The sequence below is a fragment of the Streptomyces sp. NBC_01268 genome, from assembly GCF_036240795.1.
GTDB lineage: Bacteria > Actinomycetota > Actinomycetes > Streptomycetales > Streptomycetaceae > Streptomyces.
Map to the genome: position 1 here is coordinate 6,010,925 of NZ_CP108454.1, position 12,999 is coordinate 6,023,923.

A 12,999-nucleotide genomic window follows, 5' to 3' on the forward strand; every position below is an offset into this window, starting at 1 on the left:
AAGCTCTGCCCCCGATGGACACCGAAGCACAGCACACGGAGCGCGATCGCTCCTCCGACGAGGAGGAGCGGTCGCGCTCCGCGCGCATGTCCGGGGCCCTCGCGGCCGCCGGACCCCTCACCTGGCGCCGTACGGGTCTGATCGGCGTGGCCTGCATGGTCTTCCTGCTGGTCTTCAGCCACTTCGTGCTCCAGCCCTTCCTGGTGCCCAGCGGCTCCATGGAACCCACCCTCCAGGTCGGCGACCGGATCCTGGTCAACAAGCTGGCGTACCGCTTCGGCGACGAGCCGCGCCGGGGCGACGTCGTCGTCTTCGACGGCACCGGCTCCTTCGTCCGGCAGGCGCCGGCCGGCAACCCGGTCACCGGCGCCCTGCACGACGCGGCCGCCGCCCTCGGCCTCGCCGAGCCCGACGAGACCGACTTCGTGAAGCGGGTCGTCGGCACCGGCGGCGACCGGGTGGTCTGCTGCGACAAGGACGGCCGGATCAGCGTCAACGGCGCCCCCGTCCAGGAGCGGTACGTGATGCTGGGCGACCAGCCGTCCAAGGTGCCCTTCGACATCGTCGTGCCGCCCGGCACCCTGTGGGTCATGGGCGACCACCGCAGCCAGTCCAGCGACTCCCGGGACCACCTCGGGCAGCCCGGCGGCGGCATGGTCCCGGTCGACAAGGTCATCGGGCGCGCGGACTGGATCGGCTGGCCCTTCGGCCGCTGGTCCACCGTCCCCGGGACGGAGGCCTTCGCCGCCGTGCCCGACTGGACGGGCGGCGGACACGCCGGGAGCCCCACGAGCCCGGGGAGCGGCGCCGGGCGCGGCCATGGGTAGGCGGGGCAGGACGTCCGACGGGCGCCGCGGAGACGCCGGTGCCGACACCGGCCACGGGCCGGAGGACGGCGGCCGGCCGCGCCCGGGGCGGGCCGAGCGGCGCAGGCTGGCCCGCAAGGTGAAACGGCGCCGGCAGCGCTCCGCGATCAAGGAGATCCCGCTCCTCGTCACCGTGGCCGTGCTGATCGCCCTGGTCCTCAAGACCTTCCTCGTGCAGGCCTTCGTCATCCCGTCCGGCTCGATGGAGCAGACGATCCGGATCGACGACCGGGTGCTGGTCGACAAGCTGACGCCCTGGTTCGGCTCCCGGCCGCAGCGCGGGGACGTCGTCGTCTTCAAGGACCCGGGCGGCTGGCTCCAGCAGGAGACCGCCCCGTCGGCCGACGACCCGGTGGGCGTCAAACAGCTCAAGCAGGCGCTGACCTTCATCGGACTGCTGCCCTCCGCCGACGAACAGGACCTCATCAAGCGGGTGGTGGCGGTCGGCGGGGACACCGTGAAGTGCTGCGGCAAGGACGGGCGGATCACCGTCAACGGCGTACCGTTGGACGAACCGTATCTGCACCCGGGGAACGCGCCTTCGAAGATCCCCTTCGAGGTGAAGGTCCCCCAGGGGAGGATCTTCGTCATGGGCGACCACCGGGCGAACTCCGCCGACTCGCGCTACCACCTGGACGAGAAGGACCACGGCACCGTCTCCGAGGACCAGGTCGTGGGCCGGGCCGTCGTCATCGCCTGGCCGGTGGGTCACTGGCGGCGGCTCGAAGAACGATCGGCCTTCTCCCCGGTGCCCTCGGCGGCCTCGCCGCCCGAAGACGGCGCGGTGGGCGGGGCCGAAGCGCAGGGTGTGTCGCATAGTGTGTCCCAGCGGAATCTGAACGGATTGCCCGGGCTCCCGACCCCTGCGGAACTCCCGCTCGTTATGGGAGTGGTGGGCCTGTCCCTGTTCCGGGACAGGCGATTGCACGGACTGAGGAGTGGATGTGGGGGATTTGGCGGTCGGCGCACGATCCGGACACGACGAGCCCGAGAAGAGGCCCGATCGGCCCGCGCAACAGGCGGCGGCCATGACGGATGACTCCACGGGCCGTCAGGACGGTGACGCGGGCTCCGGCCAGGGCCCGGACCAGGACGCCACCCCGTCCGGCGACACCGGTGACGGCGGCGCGGACACCGGCCGCGGTGCCAGGGGCCAGAAGAAGCAGCGCTCCTTCTGGAAGGAGCTGCCGCTGCTGATCGGCATCGCGCTGATCCTCGCGCTGCTGATCAAGACCTTCCTGGTGCAGGCGTTCTCGATTCCCTCGGACTCGATGATGAACACCCTCCAGCGCGGTGACCGGGTGCTCGTCGACAAGCTCACCCCGTGGTTCGGCTCCGAGCCCGAGCGCGGCGAGGTCGTCGTCTTCCACGACCCGGGCGGCTGGCTGGAGGAGGGCAAGACGCCCGAGCCCAACATCGTGCAGAAGGCCCTGAGCTTCATCGGCCTCATGCCGTCCGCCGAGGAGAAGGACCTGATCAAGCGGGTCATCGCGGTCGGCGGCGACACCGTCTCCTGCAAGGAGGGCGGCAAGGTCACGGTCAACGGCAAGGAGCTGGACGAGACCTCGTACCTGTACCCCGGCTCGGTGCCCTGCGAGCCCGCCTTCGGCCCGATCAAGGTCCCCGAGGGCCGCATCTGGGTCATGGGCGACAACCGGCAGAACTCCCTGGACTCCCGCTACCACCAGGAGCTCGCCGGCGGCGGCACCGTCTCCAACGACGAGGTCGTCGGCCGCGCCGTCGTCATCGCCTGGCCGGTGACCCGCTGGGCCACCCTGCCGGTCCCGTCCACGTTCGACCAGCCCGGCCTCAGCCAGGCGCTGGCCGTCGCCCCCGGGGCGGCGGGCGTCGCCGGTGCGCTTCCGCTGGTGCTGTGGCGCCGGAAGAAGCTGGCCGCACGTCATACCGCCGAGTAGTGACCCGCGGGTAGGGTGCCCTCCCGGACCGTCGCACGGACGGTCCGCGGACCCCTGAGGTGCCCATGAGCGTCAATCCGCGTACCAAGGACGGCCACGGCCGTCTCGGCAGCGTGCTGTCGGGACTCGCCGTGGCCGTCGGCTGTGTGCTCTTCCTCGGCGGCTTCGTCCTCGGGGCCGTGCTCTACCAGCCGTACACGGTGCCCAGCGACTCCATGACGCCGACGCTCGCGGTCGGCTCCAAGGTGCTCGCCGAACGCATCGACGGCACGGACGTCCGGCGCGGCGACGTCGTCGTCTTCACCGACCCGCTCTGGGGCAACGTGACCATGGTCAAGCGGGTGGTGGGCGTCGGCGGCGACACCGTCGCCTGCTGCGGCACGGACGGCCGGCTCCTGATCAACGGCAAGCCGGTCGACGAACCGTATCTGCCGAAGGGCCAGCCCGGCTCGAACTACGTCTTCTCCACCACCCTGCCGGCCGGGAAGCTGTTCCTCCTCGGCGACGAGCGGCGCAACTCGGTGGACTCGCGCGCCCACCTCCAGGACGCCGCCCACGGCGCCGTGTCCGCCTCCTCCGTCGTCGGCCGCGTCGACGCCGTCGCCTGGCCCTCCCCGACCGTCCTCGAACGGCCCGCGAGTTTCGCGGCGCTGCCGGGCGGCATCTCCGGACCCGGACCCGTCGCGCCGCTCTTCTACGCGATCGTCGCCGGGTGTGTACTGATCCTGGCCGGAGCCGCGTACGGGCCGCTGGCCCGGCTCGGCGCCCGCGGGCAGGCGCCGGCGGACGGGAGCGCCAGGGACAGGGTGAGCGCATGACGGAAGCGACCGAGAACCGGCGGGTGGCCCGGGTCGTCCTGCTCGACCCCGACGACCGCATCCTCCTCCTGCACGGCTACGAACCCGACGACCCCGGCCGGACCTGGTGGTTCACCCCCGGCGGCGGCCTGGAGGGCGACGAGAGCCGGGAGGAGGCCGCGCTGCGCGAGCTCGCCGAGGAGACCGGCATCACCGAGGTCGAACTCGGCCCCGTGCTGTGGCGGCGCTCCTGCTCGTTCCCGTTCGACGGGCGCCGCTGGAACCAGGACGAGTGGTACTTCCTCGCCCGTACCACCCAGACGGTGACCGCCCCGGCCGGCCTCACCGAACTGGAGGCCCGCAGCGTCGCCGGCCTGAGGTGGTGGACTTCCGCCGAACTGTCGGCGGCCCGTGAGACGGTGTACCCCGACAGACTCGCCGAGCTGCTGCGCACGCTGCTCGACGAAGGACCTCCCAACGCGCCGCTCGTGCTCGCCCCGGAAATCGTTTAGGGGCCCGTGCGACTGGCGCACAATAGGGGGACGCACGGCTGAAGGGGAACATGCCATGAGCGCCGAGGACCTCGAGAAGTACGAGACCGAGATGGAGCTGAAGCTCTACCGGGAGTACCGCGATGTCGTCGGGCTGTTCAAATACGTGATCGAGACCGAGCGGCGCTTCTACCTCACCAACGACTACGAGATGCAGGTGCACTCGGTCCAGGGCGAGGTCTTCTTCGAGGTCTCGATGGCGGACGCCTGGGTCTGGGACATGTACCGGCCCGCCAGGTTCGTGAAGCAGGTCCGCGTCCTGACCTTCAAGGACGTGAACATCGAGGAGCTCAACAAGAGCGACCTGGAGCTTCCCGGCAGCTGAGCCGCGGCTCCCCGGTGGCTCGGCCGGTCCACCCGCACGGGTGAGCGGGTTTTCCACAGCGCCCCCTCCGTCCACAGCCCCGCACGCGGGACGTGCCCTCTGCGTCACAGTCGGTGACGGAGGTGGTACGAATGAACGCGACCCGAGCCCTCGGGCGGTACGGAGAAGAGCTCGCCGCCCGCCGGCTGACCGCGGCCGGCCTGCACGTCCTCGCCAGGAACTGGCGGTGCGGCCGCACCGGAGAGATCGACATCGTCGCCCGCCAGGGGGACACCCTCGTCGTCTGCGAGGTCAAGACCCGGCGCGAGGGGGCCTTCGAGCACCCGATGGCCGCCGTCACCCCGCGCAAGGCCGAGCGGCTGCGACGCCTCGCCGCCTGCTGGCTCGACCGGCACGGCGGCCCACCCGCCGGGGGAGGCGTCCGCATCGACCTCGTCGGTGTCCTGCTGCCCCGCCGGGGCGCACCCGTCCTCACCCACGCCCAGGGGGTGGCGTGATGGGATTCGCCCGCACCTGCTCCGTCGCCCTGGTCGGCGTCGAAGGCGTCGTCGTCGAGGTCCAGGCCGACCTCGAAGCCGGAGTCGCCGCCTTCACCCTCGTCGGACTCCCCGACAAGAGCCTCAGCGAGAGCCGCGACCGGGTCCGCGCCGCCATCGTCAACTCCCAGGCCGAATGGCCCCAGAAGAAGCTCACCGTCGGCCTCAGCCCCGCCTCCGTGCCCAAGGGAGGTTCGGGATTCGATCTCGCCGTGGCGGCCGCGGTGCTCGGCGCCGCCGAGCGCATCGACCCGCGCAGCATCGCCGACCTCGTCCTCATCGGCGAACTCGGCCTCGACGGGCGCGTCCGGCCCGTCCGCGGCGTCCTGCCCGCCGTGCTCGCCGCGGCCGACGCCGGATACCGGCAGGTCGTCGTCCCCGAACAGACCGCGGGCGAGGCCGCGCTCGTGCCCGGCGTCTCCGTCCTCGGCGTGCGCAGCCTGCGCCAGCTCATCGCCGTCCTCTCCGACGAACCCCTCCCGGACGAACAGCCCTTGGAGGCGGGCCGCCCCGACCCCATGCTCGCCGGACTCCTCGTCCCCGGCGCCGGCGTCGGCACCGGACTCTCCGCCGACCCCGCCGAAGGACCCGACCTCGCCGACGTCGCCGGACAGCACACCGCCCGCCGCGCCCTGGAGATCGCCGCCGCCGGCGGTCACCACCTGCTGCTCTCCGGACCGCCCGGCGCGGGCAAGACCATGCTCGCCGAGCGGCTCCCCGGCATCCTGCCGCCGCTCACCCGCCACGAATCCCTCGAAGTGACGGCCGTCCACTCGGTCGCCGGGATCCTCCCGCCCGGCGAACCCCTCGTCCACCGCCCGCCCTACTGCGCCCCCCACCACTCCGCGACCATGCAGTCCCTCGTCGGCGGCGGCAACGGCCTGCCCCGCCCCGGCGCGGTGTCCCTCGCGCACAGGGGAGTGCTCTTCCTCGACGAGGCGCCGGAGTTCTCCACGAAGTCCCTCGACGCCCTGCGCCAGCCCCTCGAATCCGGGCACGTCGTCGTCGCCCGGGCCGCCGGCGTCGTCCGGCTCCCCGCCCGCTTCCTCCTCGCCCTCGCCGCCAACCCCTGCCCCTGCGGCCGCCACACCCTCCACGGCGCCGGCTGCGAATGCCCCGCCTCCCTCATCCGCCGCTACCAGGCCCGGCTCTCCGGCCCCCTGCTCGACCGCGTCGACCTGCGCATCGAGGTCGAACCCGTCACCCGCTCCGACCTCCTCGGCCAGGGCGGCCGCGGCGAGCCGAGCCGCACCGTCGCCGACCGCGTCCGCGAGGCCAGGGCCCGCGCCGCCGCACGCCTCGACGGCACCCCCTGGACCGTCAACAGCGAAGTCCCCGGCCACGAGCTGCGCACCCGCTACGTCACCGAACCCGGCGCCCTCGCCGCCGCCGAACGCGACATCGAGCGGGGCCTGCTCACCGCCCGCGGCCTCGATCGGGTCCTCCGCGTGGCCTGGACCGTCGCCGACCTCGCGGGCCACGCCCGCCCCGGCGCCGAGGACCTCGCCCTCGCCCTCGAACTGCGCACCGGGATCGCCCGGGGCGTCCCCGTCGGCGCGGGGGAGCGGCCGTGACCGCCCGGGAGCCGGACCGCCTCGCCCGCGCCGCCCTCACCCACGTCGTCGAACCGGGCGACGAGCACGCGGGGCGCGCCCTGCGCCGCCACGGGGCCGCCGGCTTCCTGCGGCTGCTCCGGGAGGGGGGCGGGGAGCCGGGGCCCGACGCCTTCCCCGGTACCGGGGCCCGGCGCGTCGACGGCTGGCGGCGCCGGTCCCGCGCGGCCGTACCCGAGCGGGACCTCGACCTCGTCGCCCGGCTCGGCGGACGCTTCCTCGTCCCCGGCGACCCCGAGTGGCCGAGCCAGCTCGACGACCTGGCGGACGCCCGTCCCGTCGGCCTCTGGGTGCGCGGGCCGGCCGACCTGCGCGGCTGGGCGCTGCGCTCCGTCGCCGTCGTCGGCGCCCGCGCCTGCACCCCCTACGGGGCCCACACCGCCGCCACCCTCGCCGCCGGGCTCGCCGAGCGCGGCTGGGTCGTCACCTCCGGTGCGGCCTTCGGCGTCGACGGCGCCGCCCACCGGGGCGCCCTCGGCTCCGGCGGCGCCACCGTCGCCGTCCTCGCCTGCGGGGTCGACGTGCCCTACCCGCCGGGCCACGCCGGACTCCTCCGCCGCATCGCCGAACAGGGCCTGGTCGTCGGCGAACTCCCGCCCGGCGCCCACCCGACCCGCGGCCGGTTCGTCCTGCGCAACCGCGTCATCGCCGCCCTCACCCGCGGCACCGTCGTCGTCGAGGCCGAGTACCGCAGCGGCTCCCTGGTCACCGCCCGCGCCGCGGCCCGGCTCGGCCGGTACGTCATGGGCGTCCCCGGGCCCGTCACCAGCGGACTCTCCGCCGGGGTCCACGAACTCCTGCGCGGCGAGGCCACCCTCGTCACCGACGCCGCGGAGATCGTCGAACTGGTCGGCGCCATCGGCCAGCTCGCCCCGACGCGCCGAGGCCCGGTACTGCCGCGCGACCTGCTCGCCCCCGACACCGCCCGGGTCCTCGAAGCCCTCCCCGGCCGAAGTCCCGCCCCCCTCGCCGAGATCGCCGCCCGCGCCGGCGGGCACCCCGACCACACCCTCGCCAAGCTGTACGAACTCCACTCCCTGGGGTTCGTCGAACGGCGCCAGGACGCCTGGCAGTTGACGAACACGGGGACAGAACCGTCGAACACCCGGCATGGCGGTACTTGACCTGGAGCATTCGGGTGAAAGGGTGACGGGGATGAGCAATCGAGTTCTCTCGGGCACCCCCGAGGGGCCGACGCGCGCCTCGGCCCCCGTTCGAAGGTGTGGCCGACGGTGCCCACCCGGAGCGGCGCGATCCCCCGGTGTTCGCGCACCGCGACGGTCCACTCACGCTACGCTCACGAGGATCCCCCGCCCGACGGACGGACCTACTCCCTCACACCCGACAGCAGAACGGCTCAAGGCGACGCATGCCCCAGCACACCTCCGGGTCTGACCGCGCTGCGGTGCCCCCCGCAGCCCGGGGCACCGTGCGACCGCCCGCACCGACCTCGCTCGACGAGCTGTGGCGCTCGTACAAGGACAGCGGCGACGAGCGGCTGCGGGAGCAGTTGATCCTGCACTACTCGCCCCTCGTGAAGTACGTCGCCGGACGCGTCAGCGTCGGTCTGCCCTCCAACGTGGAGCAGGCCGACTTCGTCTCCTCCGGGGTCTTCGGACTCATCGACGCGATCGAGAAGTTCGACGTCGAGCGGGCCATCAAGTTCGAGACCTACGCCATCACGCGCATCCGCGGCGCGATGATCGACGAACTCCGGGCCCTGGACTGGATCCCCCGCTCCGTGCGCCAGAAGGCCCGCAACGTCGAACGGGCCTACGCCACCCTGGAGGCGCAGCTGCGGCGCACCCCCTCCGAGCCCGAGGTCGCGGCGGAGATGGGCGTCACCCTGGAGGAACTGCACTCCGTCTTCAGCCAGTTGTCCCTGGCCAACGTGGTCGCCCTGGAAGAGCTGCTGCACGTCGGCGGCGAGGGCGGCGACCGGCTCTCCCTGATGGACACGCTCGAGGACACCGCCGCCGACAACCCCGTCGAGGTCGCGGAGGACCGTGAGCTGCGCCGACTGCTCGCGCGGGCGATCAACACCCTCCCGGAGCGGGAGAAGACGGTCGTCACGCTCTACTACTACGAGGGCCTCACCCTCGCCGAGATCGGACACGTCCTCGGCGTCACCGAGAGCCGGGTCAGCCAGATCCACACCAAGTCCGTCCTCCAGCTGCGCGCCAAGCTGGCCGACGTAGGGCGCTGACCGGGCGGACCGCTCCCGCCGTACAGTGGGTCCGTGCCCAGGATTCGAGCGGCCTCCGTGGCCGAGCACCGGACGATGCAGCGAGGCGCCCTGCTGGACGCCGCGCGATCCCTGCTGTCCGAAGGCGGTACGGAGGCGCTGACCTTCCCCGCCCTCGCCGAGCGCACGGGCCTGGCCCGCTCCTCGGTCTACGAGTACTTCCGCTCCCGCGCGGCCGTGGTCGAGGAGCTGTGCGCCGTCGACTTCCCGGTCTGGGCCGCGGAGGTCGAGGCCGCCATGGCCGGCGCCACGACCGCCGAGGGCAAGGTCGAGGCCTATGTGCGCACCCAGCTGGAGCTCGTCGGCGACCGGCGCCACCGCGCGGTCGTCGCCATCTCCGCGAGCGAGCTGGACGACGGCGCCCGCGAGAAGATCCGCGCCGCGCACGGCGGCCTGGTCACCATGATCGTCGACGCCCTCGACGGCCTGGGCCGCCCTCAGCCCCGCCTGGAGGCGATGCTCCTCCAGGGCGTGGTGGACGCGGCGGTCCGCCGTATCGAACTCGGCGCGGCCGAGGACCCGGCGGTCATCGCCGAGGCGGCGGTCTCCATGGCCCTCGGCGGAGTCCGCGGCGCCTGACCCCGGAGCATCGGCCCCAGGGCCGGCAAGGGCCTCGGCCCGGTCACCGGCAGGAGCCTGGACCGGCCGCCGCGCAGCAGGGCGAGCGGGTCCAGATAGCGGTCGCCGCGCAGCAGGCCCCAGTGCAGGCAGGAGCGTGGGCAGTGCCCGCCTGGGGCGACCCGGGCCACCACCTCGCCCGGGCGGACGGCGGCGCCGGCCCCGACGAGGGGCTCCACCGGACCGTACGTCGTCCGCAGGGGCGGCAGGCCGGTGCCCGTGAGGGTGATCGTGAGGACGCCCAGTCCGCCGACCGGGCCCGCGAAGGCGACCGTGCCCGCCGCGGGAGCGAGCACCGGGGTGCCCGGCGGGGCCGCGAGGTCGACCCCGCGGTGACCGGCCGCGTACGGACCGGGCGGCGGCTCGAAGCCGCGCAGGACCTCGGGGCGGGGCGGTCCGACCGGCCAGACCGCCGTGAGCAGGGACAACAAGGGCAGCAGGAACAGCGTGACAGGGCGCATGGCAGCAGGCTGCCCGGTCCGTCGGCGCCGCCACCGCGACGGCCCGGATCTGTGGACGACCGAGCGGTTGTGGACAGCGCCGTCACCCGCCGCCTCCGGGTTCCCGTACACTTTCCATGGCGACCCGGGTCACCGGGTCGACTTCGCACGCCCCGCCATCGGTCTCCGTGACGGGTGGCAGCGCCTTTCGGTCCTTCGTGGCACGGCGCGCCGGGGCGTCAGGAATACAACCGAGAACCCAAGGAGATACGGCCATGGCCGTCGTCACGATGCGGGAGCTGCTGGAGAGCGGCGTCCACTTCGGTCACCAGACCCGTCGCTGGAACCCGAAGATGAAGCGCTTCATCTTCACCGAGCGCAACGGCATCTACATCATCGACCTGCTCCAGTCGCTGTCGTACATCGACCGCGCCTACGAGTTCGTCAAGGAGACCGTCGCGCACGGCGGCTCCATCATGTTCGTCGGTACGAAGAAGCAGGCCCAGGAGGCCATCGCCGAGCAGGCGACGCGCGTCGGCATGCCGTACGTCAACCAGCGCTGGCTGGGTGGCATGCTCACCAACTTCTCCACCGTCTACAAGCGTCTGCAGCGCCTCAAGGAGCTCGAGCAGATCGACTTCGAGGATGTGGCCGCCTCGGGCCTCACCAAGAAGGAGCTCCTGGTCCTCTCCCGCGAGAAGGCCAAGCTGGAGAAGACCCTCGGTGGTATCCGCGAGATGCAGAAGGTGCCGAGCGCCGTCTGGATCGTCGACACCAAGAAGGAGCACATCGCCGTCGGTGAGGCGCGCAAGCTCCACATCCCGGTCGTCGCGATCCTCGACACCAACTGTGACCCCGACGAGGTCGACTACAAGATCCCGGGCAACGACGACGCGATCCGCTCCGTCACCCTGCTCACCCGCGTGATCGCCGACGCCGTCGCCGAGGGCCTCATCGCCCGCTCCGGCGCCGCGACCGGCGACTCGAAGCCGGGCGAGAAGGCCGCCGGCGAGCCCCTCGCCGAGTGGGAGCGCGACCTGCTCACGGGTGAGAAGAAGGCCGACGAGGCCGAGGTCCAGACCTCCGCCGAGACCGAGAAGGTCGCGGACGCCGAGGCTGCCGACGCCGCCGCCGAGGTCGTTGCCGAGGTCGTCGCCGAGGCTCCGGCCGCGGACGCCGAGCAGGCCTGACCCTTCAGGACCCTGAGGACCTTCGGGTGAAGACGGCGGGGGCCCACGAAGCCCCCGCCGTCCCCCCGTGGACCCGCCCGATCTTTCAGACTTCGAGAGAGAAACAGACTCATGGCGAACTACACCGCCGCTGACGTCAAGAAGCTCCGCGAGCTCACCGGCGCCGGCATGATGGACTGCAAGAAGGCCCTGGACGAGGCCGACGGCGATGTCGACAAGGCCGTCGAGGCCCTGCGCATCAAGGGCCAGAAGGGTGTCGCCAAGCGTGAGGGCCGCTCCGCCGAGAACGGCGCCGTGGTCTCCCTCATCGCGGACGACAACACCGCCGGCACGATCGTCGAGCTGAAGTGCGAGACGGACTTCGTCGCCAAGGGTGACAAGTTCCTCGCCGTCGCCAACGCGCTGGCCGCGCACGTCGCCGCCACCGCCCCGGCCGACATCGAGGCGCTGCTCGCCTCCGAGATCGAGGCCGGCAAGACCGTCCAGGCGTTCGTGGACGAGGCCAACGCCAACCTCGGCGAGAAGATCGTCCTCGACCGCTTCGCGCAGTTCGCCGACGGCTACGTCTCCGCGTACATGCACCGCACCATGCCCGACCTGCCGCCGCAGATCGGTGTCCTGGTCGAGCTGGACAAGGAGAACGCCGAGGTCGCGAAGGGTGTCGCGCAGCACATCGCCGCGTTCGCCCCGAAGTACCTGACCAAGGAAGAGATCCCGGCCGACGTCGTCGAGTCCGAGCGTCGCATCGCCGAGGAGACCACCCGCGCCGAGGGCAAGCCCGAGGCCGCGATCGCCAAGATCGTCGAGGGTCGCCTCAACGGCTTCTTCAAGGACGCCACGCTGCTCGGTCAGCCGTACGCCCTTGACAACAAGAAGTCCGTCCAGAAGGTCCTGGACGAGGCCGGTGTCACCCTGAAGCGCTTCGCCCGCATCAAGGTCGGCATCTGAGTCCGTCAGCAACGGACACCGGACCCCGGTAGGGTCTGAGGCAGCCGCCCGCGTTCGCGTCGGACGGCCGCAGATCTGACGAGGAGGCCATTGCCGTACGGGAAGCCGCAAGGACCCCAGGCAATGGCCTTCTTCGTATGTGCACGAGGAGACCTCCATGAATAGCGCCGCACAGGGCGACGACAACAACGGCAAGAAGACCGGCCGCTACATGCTGAAGCTGTCCGGAGAAGCCTTCTCCGGAGGCACCGGGCTGGGGGTCGACCCGGACGTCGTGCACGCCATCGCGCGCGAGATCGCCGCCGTGGTCCGTGACGGCGCGGAGATCGCGATCGTGATCGGCGGAGGCAACTTCTTCCGCGGCGCCGAGCTCCAGCAGCGCGGCATGGACCGGGCCCGCTCGGACTACATGGGCATGCTCGGCACCGTGATGAACTGCCTCGCCCTCCAGGACTTCCTGGAGAAGGAGGGCATCGACTCCCGCGTCCAGACCGCCATCACCATGGGCCAGGTCGCGGAGCCGTACATCCCGCTGCGCGCCGTGCGCCACCTGGAGAAGGGCCGCGTCGTCATCTTCGGCGCCGGCATGGGCATGCCGTACTTCTCCACCGACACCACCGCCGCGCAGCGCGCGCTGGAGATCGACGCCGAGGCCCTGCTCATGGGCAAGAACGGTGTCGACGGGGTCTACGACTCCGACCCGAAGGCCAACCCGGACGCGGTCAAGTTCGACGCTCTGGAGTACGGCGAGGTGCTCTCCCGCGACCTCAAGGTCGCCGACGCCACCGCCATCACGCTGTGCCGGGACAACAACCTCCCGATCCTCGTCTTCGAACTGCTCGCCGCGGGCAATATCGCGCGCGCGGTGAAGGGTGAGAAGATCGGCACTCTCGTGAGCGACCAGGGCACCCGGGCCTGACCCGAACCGGGAACCGCCCCGCGAGGGGATGGACA

General features: G+C 72.3%; 14 protein-coding genes and 1 pseudogene. 14 read left to right on the forward strand and 1 reads right to left on the reverse strand.

What is annotated here, in order from left to right; genetic code table 11:
• Window positions 1-14: 14 nt before the first annotated feature.
• From lepB (OG309_RS27210) to OG309_RS27260, 11 genes are all read left to right on the forward strand, one after another.
• Window positions 15-827 (forward strand): signal peptidase I, encoded by an 813-nt coding sequence (lepB, locus tag OG309_RS27210; RefSeq protein WP_329424627.1) that lies wholly within the window; start codon window positions 15-17, stop codon window positions 825-827.
• Window positions 820-1,905 carry a signal peptidase I gene (gene lepB / locus OG309_RS27215; protein WP_329424630.1) on the forward strand — a complete coding sequence of 362 codons (1,086 nt, stop codon included), beginning with the start codon at window positions 820-822 and terminating at the stop codon, window positions 1,903-1,905. Before lepB (OG309_RS27210) ends, lepB (OG309_RS27215) begins: the two co-directional genes overlap by 8 nt.
• Complete coding sequence (lepB, locus tag OG309_RS27220) at window positions 1,820-2,782, forward strand: signal peptidase I (RefSeq protein ID WP_329428555.1); 963 nt, start codon at window positions 1,820-1,822, stop codon at window positions 2,780-2,782. The genes lepB (OG309_RS27215) and lepB (OG309_RS27220) overlap by 86 nt, the downstream gene beginning before the upstream one ends.
• Before the next feature lie 65 nt (window positions 2,783-2,847).
• Window positions 2,848-3,600, forward strand: coding sequence for a signal peptidase I (lepB, locus tag OG309_RS27225; protein ID WP_329424632.1), 753 nt, complete (start codon window positions 2,848-2,850; stop codon window positions 3,598-3,600).
• Entirely contained in the window at window positions 3,597-4,091 is a 495-nt protein-coding gene (locus OG309_RS27230; protein WP_329424633.1) for an NUDIX hydrolase, read from the forward strand. Before lepB (OG309_RS27225) ends, OG309_RS27230 begins: the two co-directional genes overlap by 4 nt.
• 55 nt (window positions 4,092-4,146) lie before the next feature.
• Window positions 4,147-4,455 carry a DUF2469 domain-containing protein gene (locus OG309_RS27235; protein ID WP_005311352.1) on the forward strand — a complete coding sequence of 103 codons (309 nt, stop codon included), beginning with the start codon at window positions 4,147-4,149 and terminating at the stop codon, window positions 4,453-4,455.
• 131 nt (window positions 4,456-4,586) lie between these two features.
• On the forward strand, window positions 4,587-4,952 hold the full coding sequence (locus OG309_RS27240; protein ID WP_329424634.1) for a YraN family protein: 366 nt from the start codon (window positions 4,587-4,589) through the stop codon (window positions 4,950-4,952).
• Entirely contained in the window at window positions 4,952-6,565 is a 1,614-nt protein-coding gene (locus tag OG309_RS27245) for a YifB family Mg chelatase-like AAA ATPase (RefSeq protein WP_329424636.1), read from the forward strand. The genes OG309_RS27240 and OG309_RS27245 overlap by 1 nt, the downstream gene beginning before the upstream one ends.
• The gene (dprA, locus tag OG309_RS27250) at window positions 6,562-7,728 is read left to right on the forward strand and encodes a DNA-processing protein DprA (RefSeq protein WP_329424638.1); all 1,167 of its coding nucleotides are present in this window, start codon (window positions 6,562-6,564) and stop codon (window positions 7,726-7,728) included. Before OG309_RS27245 ends, dprA begins: the two co-directional genes overlap by 4 nt.
• Window positions 7,729-7,973: 245 nt before the next feature.
• Complete coding sequence (gene whiG / locus OG309_RS27255) at window positions 7,974-8,810, forward strand: RNA polymerase sigma factor WhiG (RefSeq protein ID WP_329424639.1); 837 nt, start codon at window positions 7,974-7,976, stop codon at window positions 8,808-8,810.
• 57 nt (window positions 8,811-8,867) lie between these two features.
• A complete protein-coding gene (locus OG309_RS27260; protein ID WP_329428557.1) occupies window positions 8,868-9,428 on the forward strand; it encodes a TetR/AcrR family transcriptional regulator in 561 nt (186 codons plus the stop codon).
• A 146-nt stretch (window positions 9,429-9,574) separates the two neighbouring features.
• Here OG309_RS27260 and OG309_RS27265 read toward each other — a convergent pair.
• A pseudogene (locus tag OG309_RS27265) lies at window positions 9,575-9,928 on the reverse strand (peptidoglycan DD-metalloendopeptidase family protein); the annotation flags it as partial.
• A gap of 254 nt (window positions 9,929-10,182) precedes the next feature.
• On the opposite strand from OG309_RS27265, the gene rpsB reads away from it, so the two are divergent.
• From rpsB to pyrH, 3 genes are all read left to right on the forward strand, one after another.
• Window positions 10,183-11,097 carry a 30S ribosomal protein S2 gene (gene rpsB, locus OG309_RS27270; protein WP_329424641.1) on the forward strand — a complete coding sequence of 305 codons (915 nt, stop codon included), beginning with the start codon at window positions 10,183-10,185 and terminating at the stop codon, window positions 11,095-11,097.
• A 111-nt stretch (window positions 11,098-11,208) separates the two neighbouring features.
• Entirely contained in the window at window positions 11,209-12,045 is an 837-nt protein-coding gene (tsf, locus tag OG309_RS27275; protein WP_329424642.1) for a translation elongation factor Ts, read from the forward strand.
• A gap of 157 nt (window positions 12,046-12,202) precedes the next feature.
• Window positions 12,203-12,964 (forward strand): UMP kinase, encoded by a 762-nt coding sequence (gene pyrH, locus OG309_RS27280; protein WP_329424644.1) that lies wholly within the window; start codon window positions 12,203-12,205, stop codon window positions 12,962-12,964.
• The last annotated feature ends 35 nt before the right edge of the window (window positions 12,965-12,999 follow it).

Bases quoted from the DNA above. Each gene is read 5' to 3' on its own strand.
- pyrH (WP_329424644.1), top strand. From the start codon at position 12,203: ATGAATAGCGCCGCACAGGGCGACGACAACAACGGCAAGAAGACCGGC.
- OG309_RS27230 (WP_329424633.1), top strand. From the start codon at position 3,597: ATGACGGAAGCGACCGAGAACCGGCGGGTGGCCCGGGTCGTCCTGCTC.
- OG309_RS27240 (WP_329424634.1), top strand. From the start codon at position 4,587: ATGAACGCGACCCGAGCCCTCGGGCGGTACGGAGAAGAGCTCGCCGCC.
- lepB (WP_329424632.1), top strand. From the start codon at position 2,848: ATGAGCGTCAATCCGCGTACCAAGGACGGCCACGGCCGTCTCGGCAGC.
- OG309_RS27245 (WP_329424636.1), top strand. From the start codon at position 4,952: ATGGGATTCGCCCGCACCTGCTCCGTCGCCCTGGTCGGCGTCGAAGGC.
- rpsB (WP_329424641.1), top strand. From the start codon at position 10,183: ATGGCCGTCGTCACGATGCGGGAGCTGCTGGAGAGCGGCGTCCACTTC.
- lepB (WP_329424627.1), top strand. From the start codon at position 15: ATGGACACCGAAGCACAGCACACGGAGCGCGATCGCTCCTCCGACGAG.
- tsf (WP_329424642.1), top strand. From the start codon at position 11,209: ATGGCGAACTACACCGCCGCTGACGTCAAGAAGCTCCGCGAGCTCACC.
- OG309_RS27235 (WP_005311352.1), top strand. From the start codon at position 4,147: ATGAGCGCCGAGGACCTCGAGAAGTACGAGACCGAGATGGAGCTGAAG.
- whiG (WP_329424639.1), top strand. From the start codon at position 7,974: ATGCCCCAGCACACCTCCGGGTCTGACCGCGCTGCGGTGCCCCCCGCA.
- lepB (WP_329424630.1), top strand. From the start codon at position 820: ATGGGTAGGCGGGGCAGGACGTCCGACGGGCGCCGCGGAGACGCCGGT.